Genomic DNA, 20481 nt, shown 5'->3' on the forward strand with positions numbered 1-20481 from the left:
GTGGTGCGGGAAATGGGTTCGCCGATCGGGTTGCATCGGGTCGTCGCGCCGGCCGGGGTGTTGCCGCAGGCCGCGCAGCGTCTCGACGCCTCGCCGGAGATCGGTGACGACGAGGTTCGCATCCGGGTGGCGCGGCTCAACCTCGACGCCGCGAGCTTTCGCCAGCTCACCGTCGAGCACGGCGGCGACGGCGACAAGGTCCGCGCCGCGGTCCTGGCGATCGTCGAGGATCGCGGGAAGATGCACAATCCGGTCACCGGCTCGGGCGGCATGCTCATCGGCACCGTCGAGGCGGCCGGCCCGGCCTCGCCGCTCGGCCTGCGGCCGGGCGACCGGGTCGCGACCCTGGTGTCGCTGACGCTCACCCCGCTGCGGATCGTCGACGGTCTCAGCCGCTGGGACGGCCGGGGCGAGCAGGTGCCGTGCGACGGCCACGCGATCCTGTTCGCCCGGTCGATCGCCGCGGTGCTGCCCGACGACCTCGACCCGGAGCTGGCGCTGGCGGTGCTCGACGTGTGTGGTGCCCCGGCGCTGGTCGCCCGTGAGCTGCGCGGCGTCGTGCGGTGCCGTGCCGATGCCGCGGTCCCGGTCGAGGAGGGTTCACGGCTGCGGGAGCGGCGCGACGAGGTCCGGGTCGCGGTGCTCGGCGCGGCCGGCAAGAGCGGCTCGCTGGCGCTGGCCGCCGCCCGGGACGTCGCCGCCGGCGGGCGTGTCGCCGTGCGGACTGTCGGGGTTGTGCGGGACGACACCGAGCGGGGGCGGCTCGAGGCGGCGGGGCTTGCCGACGCCGTGGTCGTCGCCGACGCGCGGGACGCGGTCGGGCTGTCGGCGGCGCTCGACGCGGTCGGCGGGCCGGCCGATCTGACGGTCGTGTGTGTCGACGTGCCGGGCTGCGAGCACGCGGCGATCCTGGGCACGGCGCCCGGCGGCACCGTCGTGTTCTTCTCCATGGCGACGTCGTTCCCGGCGGCGGCGCTGGGCGCCGAGGGGCTCGCCGCCGACGTGACGATGATCATCGGCAATGGTTATGTGCCTGGCCACGCCGAGTATGCGCTGGGTCTGCTGCGATCCGACAGCGCTGTGCGCGCGCTGTTCGAGGCCAGGTTGGCAGACTGGGCGCCATGAAGACGCTGTTCCGTGGTGGCCGTGTCCTGACGCCGGCGGATCCGTCCGCCACCGCGCTGCTCGTCGACGGCGACCGGATCGCCTGGCTCGGGCCGGACGCGGACGCGCCCGCCAGCGCGGATCGCACCGTGGATCTCGGCGGGGCGCTGGTGACGCCGGCGTTCGTCGACGCGCACGTGCATACCACCGCGACCGGGCTGACGTTGCAGGGCCTCAACCTCGCCGGTGCGCGGTCGGCGGGGGACGTCCTCGACGCGGTGGCGCGGCACGCCGAGGGGCTGAGTCCCGACGCGGTGGTCATCGGGCACGGCTGGGACGAGTCGGGGTGGGCGGATCAGGCGACTCCGACCGCTGCGGAGCTCGACCGGGCGGGCGGTGGCCGGGCCGTCTACCTGTCGCGGGCGTGCGTCCACGCGGCGCTGGTGTCGACGCCGCTGCTGACCGGTGCGGCGCGGGCGGCGCCGGGCTACGACGAGTCCGGCTGGCTGCGCCGTGACGCGCACCATGTGGTGCGGGAGGCGGCGTTCGCGGGGGTGACGGGGGCGCAGGTCCGTGACGCGCAGCGCACTGCCCTGCGGCGGGCCGCCGCTCTGGGGGTCGCCGCCGTCCACGAGTGCGGCGGGCCGGGCACGTCGGGCGAGGAGGACTTCACCGCGGCGTTGTCCCACGGTCCCGATTTCCCGGAGGTGTACGGGCTGTGGGGTGAGCCGAACGCCGCGGCGAAGGCCAGGCAGCTCGGTGCCAGGGGCGCGGCCGGTGACCTGTACGCGGATGGTGCGCTCGGTGCCCGTACCGCTCATGTGGGGGACGCCTACGCGGACGGTGAGCGTGGTCATGGGCATGGTTACCTGACGGCGGCGCAGGTGGCGGAGCATCTTGTCGACTGTGTGCGGCATCGGATGCAGGGTGGGTTCCATGCCATCGGTGACCGGGCGATCGCGACGGTCCTGGACGGGTTCGCGGGTGCGGCCCGGGTCGTCGGGGTGGATCGGTTGCGGGCGGGGCGGCATCGGATCGAGCACGCGGAGTTGCTGGACAAGCGGATGATCGCGCGGCTGGTGGAGTTCGGTGTGGTGGCGAGTGTCCAGCCGGCGTTCGACCGGTTGTGGGGCGGTGAGCACGGCATGTATGCGCAGCGGCTCGGGGCCGCTCGTGCCGTGGCGGCGAACCCGATCGCGTCGCTGGCGGGGGTGGGGGTCATGCTGGCGTTCGGGTCGGATTCGCCGGTCACCGACCTTGATCCGTGGGGCACGTGCCGGGCGGCGCTGCGCCACCATAATCCGGTGCAGCGGATCGGGGCGCGGGCCGCGTTCGCGGCGCACAGCCGTGGGGGGTGGCGGGCTGTCGGCATCGACGACGAGGGTGTGTTGAATCCGGGCTGGTCGGCGACGTTCGTGGTGTGGGACACCCGCGCCGATCTGGCGGGTGTTCTGGCCGGTGACGAGAGCCCGGCGGCGCGGGTCACGGTGCTGCGCGGCCGGGCGATCCACACGGCGTGACAGATGAGCGGCGGGCGGACAGTGACGGACGGACAGGGGGGAGCGGCGGTGAGCGGGAAGCTCGGGTTGGACCGGCGGACGGTCGACACGGCGCGGCGGCTCGCGGCGCGGGCCGGGGCGTCCGTGGTCGAGTTGGCCAAGGCGCACACGACGGTGTCGGTGGAGCGGGCCACGCTGCGGCTGGCTGGGATCGCCGGCGCGGATCCGGACGGCATTCCCTGGGTCAACCGGCTCGTCGACGCTGTCCGTGCCGATGTCGGTCTCGGTCACGGTGTCGCGCTGCCGGTGTTCGACGCGTTGTGCCGGGAGGGGCACGCTGACCTGACGCTGCTGGCGCAGAAGGCTGCCGCCGGTAGTGTCCGGTTCGAGGTGCCGAAGCGGTCGGGGCGGGCGGCCCGGGCGGCGCGGCGGGCGGTCACCGCCGGGATCCGGCGGGTCGACCAGCGGCGGCGGGAACGGGAGCGGCTCGTCAGGCGGCACGGCGACCCGCCGCGGCGGCCGTGGGTGTATCTGATCGTCGCGACCGGTGACATCTACGAGGACATTCCGCAGGCGCAGGCGGCTGCCCGGGCCGGCGCCGACGTCATCGCCGTGATCCGGTCCACGGGGCAGTCGCTGCTGGACTACGTGCCGGAGGGCGCGACCCGGGAGGGGTTCGCCGGGACGTATGCGACGCAGGAGAACTTCCGGCTCATGCGGGCCGCCCTCGACGACACGTCGAGGGAGTTGGGCCGTTACGTCCGGCTGACGAACTACGCGTCGGGGCTGTGCATGCCGGAGATCGCGGCGCTGGCCGGGCTCGAGCGGCTCGACATGATGCTCAACGACTCGATGTACGGGATTCTGTTCCGGGATATCAATCCGATCCGCACGTTTGTCGACCAGCGGTTTTCCCGGCAGATCCATGCCCGGGCGGGGATCATCATCAACACCGGCGAGGACAACTATCTCACGACCGCCGACGCGGTCGAGGCCGCGCACACGGTGACGGTGTCGCAGTTGCTCAACGAGTACTTCGCGCATGAGGCGGGGCTCGCGGACTGGCAGCTCGGGCTCGGGCACGCGTTCGAGGTCAACCCGGATCTGCCGGAGTCGTTCCGGCTGGAGTTGGCGCACGCGCTGCTGGCCCGGGAGCTGTTCCCGGACGCGCCGTTGAAGTGGATGCCGCCGACGAAACACATGACCGGTGACGTGTTCCGCGGCAATCTTCTCGATGGGTTCTTCAATCTGGCCGGGATGCTCACGGGGCAGGGGATCCTGTTGGTCGGCATGATGACCGAGGCGGTTGTGACGCCGTGGCTGTCGGACCGGGACATCGCGCTGCAGAATGTGCGGTACGTGCAGCACGCCGCCGGGAACCTTCACGAGGATTTCGTGCCCGGGCCGTTCATCCGGCAGCGGGCCGCGACCGTCCTGGACGAGGCTGTCGAGCTGCTGCGGCGGGTCGAGGCCGAAGGGCTGCTGGAGGCGATCGCCGACGGCACGTTCGGGGTCATGCGCCGCCCCGCGGATCGTGGCAAGGGGCTTGACGGTGTCGCCGCCCGCGAGCCCGGCTACTGGAACCCGGCGCAGGAGGTCCTGGAGGCCGGGGCCGGGAAGGAGACGTCGTGAACGACGTCGTGCGTCCGTATGGGGACACCACCGGCGACGGTATGGTCCAGGTGTCGTTCACGTTGCCGTTGCCGGCCGGCAAGCGCGGTGAGGGCGCCGCGTTGCAACTGGCCGGGAAGATGGGCATCGACCCGGCGATGGTCGTGCATAGTCGCGCCATCGGCGAGCAGCACACGTTTTTCGTCGTCTACGGGCGGGTCAACCATCTCGTCGAGCCCGGCAAGGTGGTCGTCGCCGAGCGTGACTATCCGTTGCTGTCGGCGAAGGAGGTCAACGCCGGGATCCGGTCGCGGCTGCGGCGCAAGCTTGTCGTCGTCGGTGCCTGTATCGGCACCGACGCGCACACGGTCGGTATCGACGCGATCCTCAATGTCAAGGGGATCGCCGGGGAGAAGGGTCTTGAGTACTACCGGGAGTGCCGGGTGCTGAATCTCGGTGCCCAGGTGTCCGTTCCGGACCTTGTGGAGCATGCCCGGGTGGAGCGGGCCGACGCGGTCCTCGTCAGCCAGGTCGTCACGCAGCGCGACGCGCATCTGCACAACGCCCGTGAGATGTCCGCGGCGTTCCGGGAGGCGTTCCCGGCCGCGCGGCGGCCGTTGCTCGTGGTCGGCGGGCCACGGTTCGACGAGCGGATGGCCGGCGACCTCGGGGTCGACCGGATTTTCGGCCGGGGCACCACGCCTCGTGAGGTCGCTTCATATCTGGTACACGCGGTGGGGGCCCGATGACGGAGAAGGTCGGTACGACGGTGGTGCACCGCCGGTATGTGCCGTATGCGCACGCGCACTACGCCGGGAATCTGGTCGACGGTGCCTACAGTCTCGCTCTGTTCGGCGACGCCGCGACCGAGGTGTGTATCCGCACCGACGGCGATGAGGGCTTGTTCGCCGGCTACAGCGGCGTCGTCTTCCACGCGCCTGTCCACGCCGGTGACGTCGTGGAGGTGACCGCCGTCGTCGTCCGTGTCGGGAATCGTTCGCGTACTGTCGAGTTCACCTGTCATGTCGTGTGCCGGGGCGTCGCTGACGTGTCGGTGTCTGCGGCGCGGGTCCTCGACCCGCCGATCCTCGCGACGTCCGCGACCGGCACCGTCGTGGTGCCCGCCCCAGTGACGCCCCGGTGACGCTGGTCGCCTGCCTCGACGTCGGGTCGACCGACACGAAACTCGCTGTCGTCGACGTCGTCGACGGGCGGCTCGCCGCCACCGCCACCCACCCGACCACCGCCGGCACCGCGGGTACCGACGTGCTCGACGGTGTCGACGCGCTGCTGGCCGCCGCCGCTGCCCGGGTCGGTCCCGTCGAGCAGGTGTACTGCTGCTCGTCCGCCGGTGGCGGGCTCCGCCTGGCCGTCGTCGGGCAGGAGGCTCTCGTGTCCGCCGACGCCGCCCACCGTGTCGCGCTGTCCGCCGGTGCCCGGGTCGTGCACGTCGCCACGGGCCGGCAGACCCCGGCGCAGTTCCGGGAGGTGCGCGCCGCCCGGCCCGACGTGCTGCTGCTCGCCGGCGGCACCGACGGCGGCGACCCCGACACGCTGCTGCACAACGCGCGGCGGCTCGCGGCCGCGCGTTGGCGGGTCCCGGTCGTCGTCGCCGGGAACAGCGACGTCCGCGACGAGGTGGCCGGCCTGCTCGCCGCGCGGGGCCTGCCTGTCGCCGCCGCCGGTAACGTCCTGCCCCGCATCGGCGTTCTCGACCCGGCCCCGGCCCGCGCCGCGATCCGGGAGGTGTTCCTGCGGCACGTCATCGGCGGCAAACGTCTCTCCCGCGGCACCCGGTTCCAGCGGATGGTGTCGGCCGCCACGCCCGACGCGGTCCTCACGGGCGTGGCGCTGCTCGCCGACCAGGTCGCCGACGAGGGGGATCTGCTCGTCGTCGATGTCGGCGGCGCCACCACCGACGTGTACTCGGCGCTCGTGCCCGACGAGTCCGCGGCGGTCGCCTCCGGGGTCACCGGTACCGGGGTCGCGGGCACCCTGTGGCGGGCCAGGACCGTCGAGGGTGACCTCGGGGTGCGGTGGAACACCGACGGGGTCAGCGCCGCCGCGCGGCGGGAACGGCTCACGGTCCCCGATCCGGCGGGCGGGGCGCTCGGGTTCGCGGCCGTCGCGGCGGTTGTCGCCGTGCGCCGGCACACCCGCACGGGCCGGGATCTGCGAAACGTCGTGTCGGTCGTGGCGTCCGGCGGTGTGTTCCGGCATGCTGAGCCTGCCGCGGCGATCGCGGCGCTCGCACCGACCCTGCACGACCGTGCCGGCGGCTGGGCGCTGCCCCGGGCACCGCACGTCGCCGTCGACCGCCGATATGTCCTGGCCCCGGCCGGGCTCCTCGCCGAAGATCACCCAGAGGCTGCGGCGGCGCTCCTGCGACGACTCCTGCACAGATAGTGAGCGCGAGGGTGAACCTCACCCGACACGCCAGAGCGACACGCCGCCGCGACGAACCTGCGGCCCGGACCCGGTTGACAGGGCCCGGGAGCCACCGCGTAACGTCGTCCCGTCCTACTTCGGGAAGGGTGACCGCGGTTCACTTCTCCCCAACGTCAGCTAACCGGACGTCCACGTCAACCGGCGGGACGCGGCCAGGTTCAGCCGGCGGGGGTCGGCGGGGGCCGTGAACCGGGCATCCACCGGTGGCTGGGCAGGGGGGCTCACGCGACCAGTAGACAACGGCACGACCCGGGCAGCCAGCCCGCGCCGCGCCGGAACGAAGGCCGCGCACGAACGTCACTGTCGCACCGGCCGGACACAGGGCCTGGGAGCGCGGGGCGCGACTTCGGTCGCGCCCCCAATTTCAGCTCGGCCCGCCCCGACCGTGCCCGCGCGCCACGCCAACCGGGACTAACCGGGACCAACCGGGACCAACGGCGATCAACAGGGACCAGCCGGCCGGGGCACGGCCGGGGCACGGCCCGCCAGGTTGCGGTCCGGACACGGTCCAGCCACATCCCAGCACATTCCCAGCCGGCCACGGCCTCGTGATTCCACGTCCAGGCGACATACCCCGCATAATTGGCGCCGCGAGACGTGCAACCGCACAGCAAGCCCACAGACACGCACAGGGATGGCGCAGGTGACGTTGGTCGAAGCGGAGTCGACACCGGCCGAGCCCGCCGACGAGCCCGCCGACGAGCCCGCCGACGAGCCCGGCGCGGCGCCGGACCCGCGGCCGCGGGCCGGGCGGGTGCCGCTGCCGCTGTGGGCCGCGACCCTCCTCGCCGCCGCGTCCGGGCCGGTGATGCTCGTCGCGTTCCCCGCCTACGGATGGTGGTGGGCCGCACCCGTCGCCGTCGCGCTGTTCACCGTCGCCGTCCACGGCCGGCGGCCGCGGGCCGGGGTCGGGCTCGGCGCTCTCAGCGGTGCCCTGTTCTTCACCCCGCTGCTGTCCTGGACCAACCTGCACACCGGCGTCGTGCCGTGGCTGCTGCTATCCGGCCTCGAAACGCTCTACTTCGCGCTGCTCGGCGCCGCCACCGCCGGGGTGTCGCGGCTCACCGGCCGGTGCGGGCGGTGGGGGCGATACGGGTGGGTCGCGCTCATCGGGGCGCTGTGGACCGCCCAGGAGGCGCTGCGGGACCGTACCCCGTTCGGCGGGTTCCCGTGGGGCCGGCTCGCGTTCAGCCAGGACACGTCGCCGCTGCTGCGCCTCGCCGTGTTCGGCGGCGCACCGCTGGTCACGTTCGCGGTCGCGCTCGCCGGCGCCCTGCTCGCGTATGCGATCATCCGCGGACTGACCGTCCGGGTGAACCCGCGTCTCGCCGCCGCCCCAATCGTCGCCGCCGCCGTGGTCGCGGCGGCCTGGCTGGTCCCGCTGAGCAGGCCCGCCGGGCCGGCCGTCTACGTGGCCGTCGTCCAGGGCAACGTGCCCCGCCTCGGCCTCGACTTCAACGCCCAGCGCCGCGCCGTGCTCGACAACCACGCCCGCGCCACCATCGACCTGGCCCGTAAGGTCGCCGAAGGCACCGCCCGGCGGCCCGACCTCGTGGTGTGGCCGGAGAACTCCAGCGACATCGACCCGCTGCGCAACCCCGACGCCGCCGCCGTCATCGACAACGCCGCCCGCGCCGTCGGCGTGCCGATCCTCGTCGGTGCCGTGCTCAACAGCCCCGAGAACGGTGTCGAGAACGTCGGGCTGGTGTGGACGCCCGGCCGGCGGGTCGGCGAGCCCGTCCCGCAGTACACGAAACGCCACCCGGTGCCGTTCGCCGAGACGATGCCGCTGCGGGGCGTCGCCCGGATGGTGTCGAAGGACGTCGACCGGGTCACCGACATGACCGCCGGGAACCGGCCCGGGGTGCTGCCCGTCGGGCCCGCCGCCGTCGGTGACGTGATCTGCTTCGAGGTCGCCTACGACGACCTCGTCCGGGACACCGTCGTCCACGGCGCTCAACTGCTCGCCGTGCAGACCAACAACGCCACGTTCGACGAGTCCGAGGCCCGCCAGCAGTTGGCCATGGTGCGGCTGCGGGCCGTCGAGCACGGCCGGGACGCGCTCATGGCCTCCACCGTCGGCATCTCCGCGTTCGCCGACGCGACCGGCGGCACCCGCGACGAGACCGGCTTCAATACCGCCGCCGTCATCCTCGGCGAGCTGCGCCTCGGCTCAGCCCGTACGCTTGCTACGAGACTCGGCGCGATCCCCGAGCTGGTGATCGTGGCGGCCGCCCTCGCCGGGCTCGCCGCCGCCGCCGAACTGCGCCGCCGCGACCGGCGGCATGTGAAGAACCCGACAGTGGGCACCAAGGAGGACGTGTGAGCGCAACCGGCCGAGGCGTGAACCAATACCCCGGGGTCGGCAGGGTCCTCGTCATCATCCCCACCTACAACGAGGCCGACAATATCCGCCTCATCGTGGACCGGGTCCGCGAAGCCACCCCCGCCGTCGACATCCTCGTCGCCGACGACAACAGCCCGGACGGCACCGGCGCCGTCGCCGACGAGCTCGCCGCCGCGGATCCCGCCGTGCACGTGCTGCACCGGCCCGGCAAGCAGGGCCTCGGCGCCGCCTACATCGCCGGGTTCGCGTGGGGCACCGAGCACGGCTACGACGCTGTCGTGGAGATGGACGCCGACGGCTCCCACGCCCCCGAGGAACTGCCGCGGCTGCTCGACCAGCTCGCCGACAACGACGTCGTCCTCGGCTCCCGCTACGTGCCGGGCGGCAAGACCGTCAACTGGCCCGTGCACCGGCAGGCGATCTCCCGCAGCGGCAACCTGTACGTGCGGATGGCGCTGGGGATGCCGATGCGCGACGCGACCGGCGGCTACCGGGCGTATCGCACCCCGATCCTCGACAAGATCGACATCGACTCGGTGTCGTCGCAGGGGTACTGCTTCCAGGTCGATCTGGCCTGGCGCGCGTACAAGGACGGCTACCGCGTCGCCGAGGTGCCGATCACGTTCACCGAGCGGGAACGCGGCAAGTCGAAGATGAGTTCCTCGATCGTCCGGGAAGCGCTGTGGCGGGTCACCGTGTGGGGTGCCGCGGCCCGCTGGCAGGCACTCAAGCGGGCCGTCGCCGGCAACGGCCCTGACCGGGCCCGGACCAAGCCGCCGGGCCGTTAGGAGGCCGTCATGGGTCCGCTGGGCCTGACCGCGATCGGCGCGTTGCTGCTGGTGATCGCCGAGGTCGTGGTGTTCGTGCTGGTCGCGCAGGCGATCGGATGGGGTTGGGCCGTCCTCATCGGCCTGGCCACCATGCTCGTCGGTGCCGTGCTGCTCAAACGCGAAGGGGTCCGGGCCTGGCGGCGGTTCCGGGCCGCCGTCGGTGCGGGCCGCCCGGCCGGCACCGAGGTCAGCGACGGCCTCACCGGCCTCCTCGGCGCGTTGCTGCTGCTCACACCCGGGTTCATCACCGACGCCGTGGGGCTGCTGCTGCTCGTCCCGCCGGTCCGGGCCCTTGCCGTGCGGCAGGTCCGCAACGCCACCGAACGGCGCATCTCCCCGGCCGCCGCCGGTGACCTGTTCGGTCCCCGGTTCGTCCGGGCGCAGCGCGACACGGCACCGGCGCCGCACACCGGCGCCGCGCCCGTGACCGGCAGCGGCGGCACGGCCGACGGCGGTGCGGTCGTCGAGGGCGAGATCGTCGAGGGCGAGATCGTCGACCCGCACCCCCGGCGGCCGTGAAAGCGCAGCCGGTCACCGTCGACGCGCTCGTCGACGACCTGATCGGCCGCATCGACCGGCTCGACCCCGCCACCGCGCCACGGCCCCGCGTCGGCGTCGACGGGCCCGCCACCGCGTTCGGTGACGACCTCGCCGCCCGGCTCGTCGCCGCCCTCCACGACCGTGGCACGTTCGCGCTGCACGTGCCCGCCGACGGGTTCCTGCGGGCCCGGTCTCTGCGGTTCGAGCGGGGCCGGACCAACCCCGACGCGTTCTACGAGGACTGGCTCGACCTGCGGGCCCTCACCCGCGAGGTCCTCGCCCCCGCCGGGCCAGGCGGCACCGGCCTGGTCCTGCCGTCGCTGCGGGACCCGGCCACCGACCGCGCCACCCGCGCCGGCTACGTCGAGGTCCCCGGCGGCGGCGCCGTCGTCGTGTCCGGCACCCTGCTCCTCGGCGCCGGCCTCGGCTTCGACATCGCCGTCCACCTCACCCAGTCCGCCGCCGCGCTGACCCGCCGCACCCCGCCCGACCAGCGGTGGCGGCTGCCCGCCTACACCCGCTACCGCGACGAGGTCAGACCCGAGTGCCTCGCCGATGTCGTCGTGCGGGCCGACGACCCCCGCCACCCAGCGCTCGTCGTCGATGACTGACGTCGTTCCCGGCTTCCTTCCCGGTCTGCGGCAGCACGACCTCGGGCTCGCCGACCCCGCCGACCCGGGCCGGCGGCGCCACCCGGCAGATGTCCACCTGGAAGAGCTCTGGAATACCTCTTGTGCGTCGGCCGGTGGAGTTGCGAGGGTCCACCGGTGGACGTTCGACCCCTGACCGGCGACGACTGGCGCCTCAAACGCGATCTGCGGCTCACCGCGCTCCAGGACAGTCCGAAGGCGTTCGCCAGCACGTACGCGCGGGAGGTGCACCGCACCGAGGCCGAGTGGCGGGACTGGCCGCGCCCCGGCGCGTACTTCGCCGCGTTCGCCCATCGCGACGGCGCCGGGAACGTGCCGGTCGGCATCGCCGGCGCCTGGGTCAGCGCCACGGACCCGGACACCACCCACCTCATCAGCATGTGGGTCGTCCCCGAGGCCCGCGGCCGGCGGGTCGCCGGCCGTCTCGTCGACGCGGTCGTCGGCTGGGCCCGCGACAACGGCGGCTCCGTCGTCGAGCTGGAGGTCGCCGCCGGCAACGACGCGGCGATGGCCGCCTACCTGCGGTGCGGCTTCACCGTTGTCGACCGTGAGCCGTACACCCCGGGCGGCACCGTCCTCCAGCGCCCCGTCACGGCCTGACACGGTGCCGGTCGCTCACGACTACCGGGGCCGCGGCGACCGCCGATAGCGCACGTCACAGCGGGCGGCTTCCCGACGTCTCCGGCGGCTGCCCGGTCCGCGTCCCGGCCGGCGGCACCCGCCGACCGGCGCGGGCCGGGACGAGCAGCAGCGCACCCAGCGCGGCCGCCGCGACCTGGCTCGCCGCCAGCGCCGCCGCCAGGACCGCCACCGGCGCACCCGCGAACAGCGTGAACATCGCCGCGCCCAGCGACGCCGCCGTCAGCTTGAGACCGGCGCCGAGCGTGAAGACCTGCGTCCGGGTGTGCGGCGGGGCCTCCGCCGAACGCACGTGCAGTACCGCCGCCAGCAGCGGGCCGTCGAAGAACCCCGCCACGGCGAACAGGCCCACCAGGAGCGGCCAGCCCGCCACGAACGGCACCGCGGCGAGGACCACCCCGCCCGCCACCAGGCAGGCCAGCGCCACCCGGTGCGGCGCGGACCGCACCGGCCGGCGCGCCACCAGCAGCGAACCCGCCAGCGCGCCCGCCCCGAGCGCCGTCACCAGCAGGCCGCCGCCGGCCGCGTGCCCGGCCCGGGTGCCCAGCAGCACCGCGACCGGCGTCAGCATGCCGAGCCCGAACGACGCGACACACGTCGCCGCCGTCACCGCCCGCAGCGGCCGGCTCACCACGATCGCCCGGAAGCCGTCCCGCAGGTCGTCGGTGAACCGGGTCGGCGGCCGCTGCCCGGGCCGGCCGCCGACGCTGAGCAGCAGCACCGCCGCCGCGAGACACGCCACCGTCGACGCCACCGCCGCCCACGGCACACCCAGCGCCGCGACCAGCGCCGCACCGACCGCCGGGCCGGCGATCTCGGCCACGTTGTACGTCGCCGCGTCCAGCCCCCGCGCCCGCGCCCGGCCCGGCTCCGCCACCACGTCGTCGAGACGGCTCGACAACCCGCCGAAGATCATCGGGCCGCAGCAGCCGGCGATCAGCGCCAGCACCAGCACCACCCCGATCGGTGCCCGGCCCAGCGCCAGCAGCGTCCCGCCGAGCGCCGCGGCGAACAGCGCCGCGAACCCGGCATGGACCAGCCGCGGCCGGCGCGCCCGGTCCGTGACGAGGCCGACGAACGGGCCGGCCAGCACGTGCGGCACCAGCATCGCGGCCAGCGCCAGCGAGCCCAGCGCCGGGCTGCCGTACTCCCGCACCGCCGCCAGCACGATCACGACCGCGGCGCCCGCGTCCGCCGTCCGGGCCAGCGTCGCAGCCGTCAGTAGGCGCGGCAGGGGTCCGGTCACCGGCCCACCGTAGAGGATCGCGGTGTCGTGTTCATGCGAGTTTGTGCCGGCGGGCGGAGGATCAGGGCATGGACGTCGCAGTGAGCAACCGGGAAGACGGCACCGTGCTGGTGACGGTGTCCGGCACGATCGACATCGACACCGCACCCGCGCTGCGTTCAGCGATGGAAGGGCTGCTCGACGACGGCCACAACCGCATCGTCATCGACCTCGGCGGCGTCGAGTTCTGCGACTCCGTCGGGCTGGGCACCTTCGCGTACAGTCACAACCACTGCGTCGGGCACGGCGGGTTTCTGCGGCTCGCGGCGCCGTCGCCGTTCCTGGCCCGGCTGCTGGCCACCGTCGGGCTGGCCGGGCGGATCCCCGTCCACGCCACCGTCACCGACGCGCTGTCGACCTGACCGGACGGACCGGGTTGTCCGGGTTGTTCGGGTTGTCCGGGCCGGTCCAGTGTGCCGGGCGGGTCAGCCGCGCCGGAAGCCTGGTCGTGGCGTCGCCCCGGGCCGCGTCGAGCTGCGCCTGGATGAGGAACAGCGCCCCGTCCAGGTCCGCGCCGCGGACGTCCGCGCCACGCAGGTCGGCGCCGATGACGTCGGCCCGGCGCAGGTCCGCGCCGCGCAGGTCCGCGCCGATGAGCGCCGCACCCCGCAGCGCGGCGCACCGCAGGTCGGCGTCGCGCAGGTCGGCGCCGACCAGGTCACCTCCGCGACGCTCCACGATCCGCCGGCCGTCGCGTCCGCGCCGACCGGCCGGGTGTGCCGCCCGCGCCAGCTCGCTGGCCCGCCGCAGCAGCGGCACGTATCCCGCCCGGTGCCGTTGCACGTCGACGGCCAGCAGCGCCTCGGCGTCGCGGCCGGTCAGCTCGGTCGTCGCGGCGACCGCGGCGTCGAGGTCCGGCCGCAGCGGTCCCGCCTCGGGCAGGTCGCGGGCCTCGGTGAGATACCACAACAGCTCGTGCACCTGCCGCATCACGGCGAAGACGTCGAACATCCGCCGCGCCGAACCGGGGTGGGTGCGCCAGTCCCGGCCGCCGAACGTCACCTGTGCGACCTGCTGCCCGGCGCCGAAACAGTCGTAGACCGTGCAGCCGGGAAACCCGCGCTGCCGCAGCTCGGTGTGGATGCCGCAGCGGAACCCGTCGCCGAGGTTCGGGCAGGCGTGCCCCGCCGGCTTGTCGACCGCGAAGTCCGCGGACCGCGCGAACGCCGGCGCGACGCAGCACAGCCCGAAGCAGCGGCCGCAGTCGGCGCGGAGCGGGTCGGTCACGATGCTGTGGCTCCTTCCCCGGGACGCCCGGTGCGGTGCTCAACCGAGGGCCGGGCTCAACACGAGGGCCGGGCTCAGCGCGAGGCCCCGTGCTCAAGGCGAGGCCCCGGCGACCTGGTGCGGGTCGCCGGGGCCTCGCGCTGTACAACGATGCGGCTATGCGGAACGGCCGCGGCGCATCCGGACCTCTTCGAGACGCTCGTTGAGAATGTCCTCGAGCTCGGCGATCGAGCGGCGCTCGAGGAGCATGTCCCAGTGGGTGCGCGGGGGCTTGGCCTTCTTCTGCTCCGGCTCGCTGCCGTCGACCAGCCGCGCGACGCTGCCGTCGAACTTGCACTCCCAGGTCATCGGGACCTCGGCGTCGACAGCGAACGGCACCTCGAACTGGTGCCCCTTGGCGCACAGGTATTCTCGGGTCTGACGCGGAGCCAGCTCGGTGTTGCGGTCGGACTCGTAGCTGACGGCTCCGAGACGGCTGCCGCGCAGCATGCGCTCGCCCATGGTCGGTCTTCCCCTTCGAATCGTGTTGCGCTTCGCTGTAACCAACGACGCCACGTGGTCTGACGATTCCCACCGCGGGCGGGCAGATTACACGACCTACCCGGGACAGCGGTAGGGGAGTCGCCGGGTCGGTATCCTGATTTTACGTTGAGTTTCGATGATCGACCAGTTGCCTGGAATCGTGTCGAGGTTCACCTCGGGTAGTTTCGGCAGGTCACCCGCCTTGTTGACGGTTCTCACCCGGCGGGGGCGGCGCAGTTTCCGACACTGTCAGCCGGGTGAGCGCCTCAGTGAGCCGGATCACCTGACCGCGCAGATCGTCCGCCCAGCCGTTCACCCGGTCCACCTCCGCCCGCAGCCTCGTCAGCTCCTCCCGCGCCGCGACCAGCGCCGCCTCCGCGCCGGCCGCCCGGGCGCCCTCCGCGTCGAGGCGGCGCCGCAGCCGGTTCTCCGCCTCGGCCCGCTCGCGCAGGGCCCGCTCCACCGCCGTGTGGGCGGCGTCCCGCTCCCGCAGCGCCGCGCCCGCCGCGTCGCGGGCCGTGTCCCGTTCCCGGTACGCCTCCGCCCGCAGCGCCGCCTCGGTCGCCGCCTCCCGGCGGGCGGTGTCCCGCTCCACGATCGCGACGGCTCGGGCCGTGTCCGCCGCCCCGGCCGCGGCCTCCGCGGCGGCGACCTCGGCACGCGCCCGCGCCGTCGTCTCCGCTGCCTGTTGCCGCGCGGCCCGGACCTCCTGGGCGGCCCGGTCCTCCGCCGCCCGCGCCTGCCGGTCCGCGGCCTCGACCCGCTCACGCGCCGCGGCGAGCTCCGTCTCGGCCCGTTCGCGGGTCTCCCGGACGGCCCGCTCGGCGTCGGCCGCCGCCTGCCGGGCGCGGGCCTCGGCCGCGTCGACCTCCTGCTCGGCCCGGGCGCGGTCGGCGGCGGCCTCGGCCAGCGCCGCGTCCGCGCGGCTGCGCTCCCGGGCCGCCGCCGTGCGGGCCCGGGCGGCGTCGTCGCGGGCGTCGTCGCGCTCCGCGTGGGCGGCGACGAGCCCGGTCGCGGCCTCGGCCCGGGCCTCCGCGATGCGCCGTTCGACGCCGGCCGGGGACAGCTCGGCGTGTAATGCCTCGATGAGCGTCTCCGTGACCTGGTCGAGCCGCTCCGCGACCTCGAACGCCCGCGCCACCTGACCCGCCAGGCCCGGCGAGGTCCGCTGCCGCATCCGCGCGTTGCGGGCGTTGCGCTGGCATTCGCCGTCGTTGTCGCGGCAGTACCGGAAGGGCCGGCCGGCCGAGTTTCGCTGCGGCACCGGCCGGCCGCAGTGGGCGCAGGGCCGCTCGTCGGCGGGCTCGACGTCCACGGTGGGCGGCTCGGTGGGCGGCTTGACGGCTTCCCCGGCCGGTGGTCCGGGGCGTTTGCCGGGGGTCCTGGTCCGTTGCCTGCCGTCGTCGATCCGCACGTCGATCCGGGACTCGTTCACGAGGGGGAGCGTAGATCTCTCCGCGGAACCTCCCCGGCACGACACGCCGGTGATTACCGGATTTTCATTACCGATAATTCGATAAACCCCTCGGAGAGGGATACACCATAATGACGGTTATGCGCGCGGGGTTGGTACCGTTCCCGGCCGCCGCCAGCCGCGCCGGCCGGGGGTCGAGCGGCCGCCGTGCGTTCCTCGACGGTTCTCACCGGAGTGGCCGACATTCCGGACATCTTGATGCATCGATAGTTGCAGATTCGATGGGATCTGCATGATCTTGGAGACTTTTGGCACCCAGAGCAGCAAAAAGTCTCCAAGATCATGAGGAACCATCCGAACCGCATACCGCCTTCCGGCACGATTGGGCGTAGTGCGCCACGCCAGCCGCGGCTACGGCCCGGTCGACGTGTCCGCGATCAGGTCGACCGGGCCGACCTGGCGGTTATCGCCCGGACGGCGGGTCGGTCCCCGCGTTCACGGGTAGGGTCGAGCCTCGTGACCGACGACCTGGCCGCCAGAGTCCACCGCGTGAGCCACCTGACCGGCGAGTTCGTGCTCCGGTCCGGCCGGGTCGCCACGGAGTACTTCGACAAGTATCTGTTCGAGGCCGACCCGGTCCTGCTCGACGAGGTCGCCGCCGGCATGGCCGCCCTGGTGCCGGACGGCACCGAGGTCCTGGCCGGGCTGGAGATGGGCGGGATCGCGGTCGTCACGGCCCTGGGCCGGCACACCGGGCTGCCATGCGCGTTCGTGCGCAAGACCCCCAAGCCGTACGGGACGCGCAGACTGGCCGAGGGCGCCGCCGTCGCCGGCCGCCGGGTCCTCCTCGTCGAGGACGTGGTCACCTCAGGCGGGCAGGTGGTCCTCTCCGCCGGCCAACTGCGTGACCTGGACGCGCGGATCAGCCACGCCCTGTGCGTCATCGACCGGCAGGAAGGCGGCACAGAGGCCCTCGCCGCCGCGGGCGTCACGCTGCGGTCCCTGCTGACCCGGGCCGACCTGGAAGCGGCGGCGCGCGGCCCGGCGTGACAGCCGGGCAGGGCGACGGTCGGGACACGTGCCCGCGAACCCGCGGACGGCGATGTCGAGAATCGGTGACCGGCTCCGTCCCCGCAGTGAATGTGACCGGTACGGGTCGCACCAGCACCGAGGAGAACCCCGATGGCCAAGTATCTGCTGCTCAAGCATTACCGCGGCGCCCCGGCTCCGGTCAACGACGTGCCGATGGACCGGTGGACGCCGGAGGAGATCTCGGCGCACGTGCAGTACATGCGGGACTTCGCGGCCCGGCTGGAGGAGACCGGCGAGTTCGTCGACGGCCAGGCGCTCGCCCCCGAGGGGATGTTCGTCCGGTACGACGGTCAGGGGCGTCCGCCGGTCACCGACGGCCCCTTCGCCGAGACCAAGGACCTGATCGCCGGCTGGATGGTGGTCGACGTGGACAGCTACCAGCGCGCCGTCGAACTGGCCGGGGAGCTGTCGGCCGCTCCCGGCGCGGGTGGGAAGCCGATCCACGAGTGGCTGGAGGTGCGGCCGTTCCTGGGCTCGGCGCCCACGATCACGGAGTGACCTCCCGGATGAACGAGGCCCTGCTCCGGAGCCTCATCCCGGAGGTGCTCGGGATCCTCGGCCGCCGCGGAGCCGACTTCGCGGCGGCCGAGGACGCCGTGCAGGACGCGCTGGTCGAGGCGCTGCGGGTCTGGCCGGCCGACCCGCCGAGAGACCCGAAGGGCTGGCTGGTCACCGTGGCCTGGCGCAAGTTCCTGGACACGGCCCGGGCGGACACCGCCCGGCGCCGGCGTGAGGACCTGGCCGGGGAGGAGCCGACGCCGGGGCCCGCGCCCGCGGTGGACGACACGCTTCAGCTCTACTTCCGGTGCGCCCACCCGTCGTTGACGCCACCGTCGGCGGTCGCGCTCACGCTGCGGGCCGTCGGCGGGCTGACCACCCGCCAGATCGCGCAGGCCTACCTGGTGCCCGAGGCGACCATGGCGCAGCGGATCAGCCGGGCCAAACGCACCGTCGCCGGCGTGCGGCTCGACCAGCCCGGCGACGTCGCGACCGTGCTGCGCGTCCTCTACCTGGTCTTCAACGAGGGCTACTCCGGCGCCGTCGACCTGGCCGCCGAGGCGGTTCGGCTCACCCGCCAGCTCGCGGCCGCGATCGACCACCCCGAGGTCGCGGGGCTGCTCGCACTGATGCTGCTGCACCATGCCCGGCAGGCGACCCGGACCGCGCCCGACGGCAGCCTCGTGCCGCTCGCCGAGCAGGACCGCGGCCGGTGGGACACCGAGTCGATCGCCGAGGGCGTGCGGATCCTCCAGGCGGCCCTCGCCCGCGACCGGCTGGGCGAGTTTCAGGCGCAGGCCGCCATCGCGGCACTCCACGCCGACGCGCGCACCGTCGAGGAGACCGACTGGGTGCAGATCGTCGAATGGTACGACGAGCTGGTGCGGCTCACCGACAGCCCGGTCGTCCGGCTCAACCGCGCGGTGGCCGTCGGCGCGGCGGATGGACCACGCGCCGGGCTGGCGGCGCTCGCGGCGCTGGACGACACGCTGCCCCGCCACACCGCGGTGGCGGCGTACCTGCACGAACGCGACGGCGACCTGGCAACGGCAGCACGGCTGTACGCCGAGGCGGCCCACCGGGCACCCAATCTCGCCGAACGCGACCACCTGACGCGCCAGGCCGCCCGGCTCAACACCCGCCGGTCTCGCTGACGCCGCCGCCGGACCCCGGCGCCGGCGGGCTGGGCGGTGACCGGCACCTACCTGCGCCGGCCCGGCGAGCACGCCGGCGAACAGCTCGACATCCGCGACGCCGGCGCCGTCCGTGCGTGCGTCGAACGGATCCGTCCCGCGGTGGTCGTCCACGCCGCCGCCGGCCGGGACCGCGACGACTGGCGCACCAACGCCGACGGCGCCGCCCACGTCGCGGTCGCGTGCGCCGCCGCCGGTGTCCGGCTCGTCCACGTGTCCAGCGACGCGGTCTTCTCCGGCCGCGCCGTCGACTACGCCGAGTCCGCCGAGCCGGACCCGATCCACCGGTACGGCGCGTCGAAGGCGGCGGCCGAGACGGCAGTACGCGCCGTGGTCCCCACCGCCGCCGTCGTGCGCACGTCGCTCATCGTCGGTGGCGGCGACGGCGGCCACGAGACGCTCACCCACGACCTGGTGGCCGGCCGCGTCACCGGCGCGCTGTTCACCGACCAGATCCGCCGTCCCGTGCACGTCGACGACCTCGCCGACGCCCTGCTGGAACTGGCCGCCGGGGACTACGCCGGAGTGCTCAACGTCGCCGGCGCCGACGTCCTCAGCCGGTACGACCTCGGCGTCCTCGTCGCCCGCCGGGACGGCCTCGACCCGGCGGCGGTCCCGGCCGCCCGCGCCGCCGAGGTGCGCCCGGGCCTGCCGACGGACGTGCGGCTGCGGACCCGGCTGCGCGGCGCGGGGGAGTTCATGACCGCAGCATTCTGAGGACCAGCGCCAGCGGCGGCCAGCCGCCGCGGCCGCGCCTGGTCACCGCGTAGGCGCGCATCGTCACCGCCGGGTCGGTGAGCGGGACCAGCGACACCCCCGGCCGCAGCGGCCAGTGCTCCGGCAGCAGGCCGATTCCGAGCCCGGCCGTGATGAGGTCCTGGAGCAGTTCGAGGCTGTCCGCCCGGTGCGCGATCCGCGGCTCGAACCCGGCCAGCGCCGCGATCGTCCGCACCACCCGCTCGTCGGCGGTGCTGCGGCTGTTGACGATCCAGTCGTGGTCGCGGAACGCGGCGAAGACGGCGGCCGCGCAGCCGCCCGCCGGCGCCGCCGCGGGCACGCCGAGGCCCCACGCGGTCGTCCACAGCGGGACCGCGCGCACCGCCGGGTCGAACGTGGCGGGGGCGAGGTTGTAGCCGTACGTCAGCGCGAGGTCGACCTCGTCCGAGGCCAGCAACGCGAACGCCTCCGGCGGCTCGTGCTCGTGGATGAGCAGCCGCACGTCGGGGTGGTGGCGGGCGAGCTCACCGACGATCGGCAGCAGCGACCGGCGCACCGCGGTCGCGAACCCGGCGACCCGGACCGTCCCGGCCGGCGCCGCGCCGGGGGCCAGGTCGAGCCGGGCCGCCTCGACCGCCGACAGGATCGCCACGGCGTGCCCGGCGAGCCGGTGCCCGGCCGGGGTCAGCCGCACGCGGCGCCCGTCGGGCTCGACGAGCGCCGCCCCGGCCTCCTTCGCCAGCAGTGCCAACTGCTGCGACACCGTCGACGTCGTGACGTGCAGCGCCTCGGCGACCAGGCGCATCGAGCCCCGGTTGGCCAGCTCGACGAGGTAGCGCAGGCGGCGGGTGTCCACCCCGAGATT

At 74.2% G+C, this 20481-nt stretch carries 21 protein-coding genes; 16 read left to right on the forward strand and 5 right to left on the reverse strand.

Annotation, left to right across the window (positions count from 1 at the left end):
• Positions 1-12 precede the first annotated feature (12 nt).
• The 11 genes from kdd (at position 13) to Drose_RS20200 (ending at position 11629) form a co-directional block, all read left to right on the forward strand.
• Positions 13-1125 carry an L-erythro-3,5-diaminohexanoate dehydrogenase gene (gene kdd, locus Drose_RS20150; RefSeq protein WP_260722843.1) on the forward strand — a complete coding sequence of 371 codons (1113 nt, stop codon included), beginning with the start codon at positions 13-15 and terminating at the stop codon, positions 1123-1125.
• The gene (locus Drose_RS20155; RefSeq protein ID WP_260722844.1) at positions 1122-2624 is read left to right on the forward strand and encodes an amidohydrolase; all 1503 of its coding nucleotides are present in this window, start codon (positions 1122-1124) and stop codon (positions 2622-2624) included. The genes kdd and Drose_RS20155 overlap by 4 nt, the downstream gene beginning before the upstream one ends.
• 48 nt (positions 2625-2672) lie before the next feature.
• Positions 2673-4235 (forward strand): lysine 5,6-aminomutase subunit alpha, encoded by a 1563-nt coding sequence (gene kamD, locus Drose_RS20160; RefSeq protein ID WP_260722845.1) that lies wholly within the window; start codon positions 2673-2675, stop codon positions 4233-4235.
• A gap of 41 nt (positions 4236-4276) precedes the next feature.
• Positions 4277-4963, forward strand: a complete 687-nt coding sequence (gene kamE, locus Drose_RS20165) for a lysine 5,6-aminomutase subunit beta (protein WP_260729760.1) — start codon at positions 4277-4279, stop codon at positions 4961-4963.
• Complete coding sequence (gene kal / locus Drose_RS20170) at positions 4960-5358, forward strand: 3-aminobutyryl-CoA ammonia lyase (RefSeq protein WP_260722846.1); 399 nt, start codon at positions 4960-4962, stop codon at positions 5356-5358. The genes kamE and kal overlap by 4 nt, the downstream gene beginning before the upstream one ends.
• Positions 5355-6620: a glutamate mutase L gene (locus tag Drose_RS20175; protein WP_260722847.1), complete on the forward strand. Its 1266-nt coding sequence runs from the start codon at positions 5355-5357 to the stop codon at positions 6618-6620. Before kal ends, Drose_RS20175 begins: the two co-directional genes overlap by 4 nt.
• Positions 6621-7416: 796 nt before the next feature.
• Positions 7417-8988 (forward strand): apolipoprotein N-acyltransferase, encoded by a 1572-nt coding sequence (gene lnt, locus Drose_RS20180; RefSeq protein WP_260729761.1) that lies wholly within the window; start codon positions 7417-7419, stop codon positions 8986-8988.
• Positions 8985-9797, forward strand: coding sequence for a polyprenol monophosphomannose synthase (locus Drose_RS20185; RefSeq protein ID WP_260722848.1), 813 nt, complete (start codon positions 8985-8987; stop codon positions 9795-9797). The genes lnt and Drose_RS20185 overlap by 4 nt, the downstream gene beginning before the upstream one ends.
• Positions 9798-9806: 9 nt before the next feature.
• A complete protein-coding gene (locus tag Drose_RS20190) occupies positions 9807-10358 on the forward strand; it encodes an FxsA family protein (RefSeq protein ID WP_260722849.1) in 552 nt (183 codons plus the stop codon).
• A complete protein-coding gene (locus Drose_RS20195) occupies positions 10355-10990 on the forward strand; it encodes a nucleoside/nucleotide kinase family protein (RefSeq protein WP_260722850.1) in 636 nt (211 codons plus the stop codon). Before Drose_RS20190 ends, Drose_RS20195 begins: the two co-directional genes overlap by 4 nt.
• Before the next feature lie 156 nt (positions 10991-11146).
• Positions 11147-11629, forward strand: a complete 483-nt coding sequence (locus tag Drose_RS20200; RefSeq protein WP_260722851.1) for a GNAT family N-acetyltransferase — start codon at positions 11147-11149, stop codon at positions 11627-11629.
• A 55-nt stretch (positions 11630-11684) separates the two neighbouring features.
• Here Drose_RS20200 and Drose_RS20205 read toward each other — a convergent pair whose 3' ends face one another.
• On the reverse strand, positions 11685-12914 hold the full coding sequence (locus Drose_RS20205) for an MFS transporter (protein WP_260722852.1): 1230 nt from the start codon (positions 12912-12914) through the stop codon (positions 11685-11687).
• Positions 12915-12982: 68 nt separating this feature from the next.
• Here Drose_RS20205 and Drose_RS20210 point away from each other — a divergent pair, with 68 nt between their 5' ends.
• On the forward strand, positions 12983-13315 hold the full coding sequence (locus tag Drose_RS20210; RefSeq protein ID WP_260722853.1) for an STAS domain-containing protein: 333 nt from the start codon (positions 12983-12985) through the stop codon (positions 13313-13315).
• Here the strand turns inward: Drose_RS20210 and Drose_RS20215 are convergent.
• The 3 genes from Drose_RS20215 to Drose_RS20225 all read right to left on the reverse strand — a co-directional run bounded on the left by Drose_RS20215 (position 13293) and on the right by Drose_RS20225 (position 16137).
• A complete protein-coding gene (locus tag Drose_RS20215) occupies positions 13293-14180 on the reverse strand; it encodes a pentapeptide repeat-containing protein (RefSeq protein WP_390891213.1) in 888 nt (295 codons plus the stop codon). The genes Drose_RS20210 and Drose_RS20215 overlap by 23 nt on opposite strands.
• Before the next feature lie 156 nt (positions 14181-14336).
• Entirely contained in the window at positions 14337-14681 is a 345-nt protein-coding gene (locus Drose_RS20220; RefSeq protein ID WP_259855550.1) for an RNA polymerase-binding protein RbpA, read from the reverse strand.
• Positions 14682-14895: 214 nt separating this feature from the next.
• On the reverse strand, positions 14896-16137 hold the full coding sequence (locus tag Drose_RS20225) for a serine/threonine protein kinase (RefSeq protein WP_260722854.1): 1242 nt from the start codon (positions 16135-16137) through the stop codon (positions 14896-14898).
• A gap of 495 nt (positions 16138-16632) precedes the next feature.
• Between Drose_RS20225 and Drose_RS20230 the strand changes: the two genes are divergently transcribed.
• The 4 genes from Drose_RS20230 to Drose_RS20245 all read left to right on the forward strand — a co-directional run bounded on the left by Drose_RS20230 (position 16633) and on the right by Drose_RS20245 (position 19616).
• Positions 16633-17166 (forward strand): orotate phosphoribosyltransferase, encoded by a 534-nt coding sequence (locus tag Drose_RS20230; RefSeq protein WP_260722855.1) that lies wholly within the window; start codon positions 16633-16635, stop codon positions 17164-17166.
• Positions 17167-17298: 132 nt separating this feature from the next.
• On the forward strand, positions 17299-17706 hold the full coding sequence (locus Drose_RS20235; protein WP_260722856.1) for a YciI family protein: 408 nt from the start codon (positions 17299-17301) through the stop codon (positions 17704-17706).
• 8 nt (positions 17707-17714) lie between these two features.
• Positions 17715-18860 carry an RNA polymerase sigma factor gene (locus Drose_RS20240; RefSeq protein WP_260729763.1) on the forward strand — a complete coding sequence of 382 codons (1146 nt, stop codon included), beginning with the start codon at positions 17715-17717 and terminating at the stop codon, positions 18858-18860.
• 36 nt (positions 18861-18896) lie between these two features.
• The gene (locus Drose_RS20245) at positions 18897-19616 is read left to right on the forward strand and encodes a sugar nucleotide-binding protein (RefSeq protein ID WP_260722857.1); all 720 of its coding nucleotides are present in this window, start codon (positions 18897-18899) and stop codon (positions 19614-19616) included.
• Here Drose_RS20245 and Drose_RS20250 read toward each other — a convergent pair.
• On the reverse strand, positions 19597-20472 hold the full coding sequence (locus Drose_RS20250) for a LysR family transcriptional regulator (protein WP_260722858.1): 876 nt from the start codon (positions 20470-20472) through the stop codon (positions 19597-19599). The two genes, Drose_RS20245 and Drose_RS20250, sit on opposite strands and share 20 nt — an antisense overlap.
• Positions 20473-20481 lie beyond the last annotated feature (9 nt).

It is taken from the genome of Dactylosporangium roseum (genome assembly GCF_025264685.1).
GTDB classification, from domain to species: domain Bacteria; phylum Actinomycetota; class Actinomycetes; order Mycobacteriales; family Micromonosporaceae; genus Dactylosporangium; species Dactylosporangium roseum.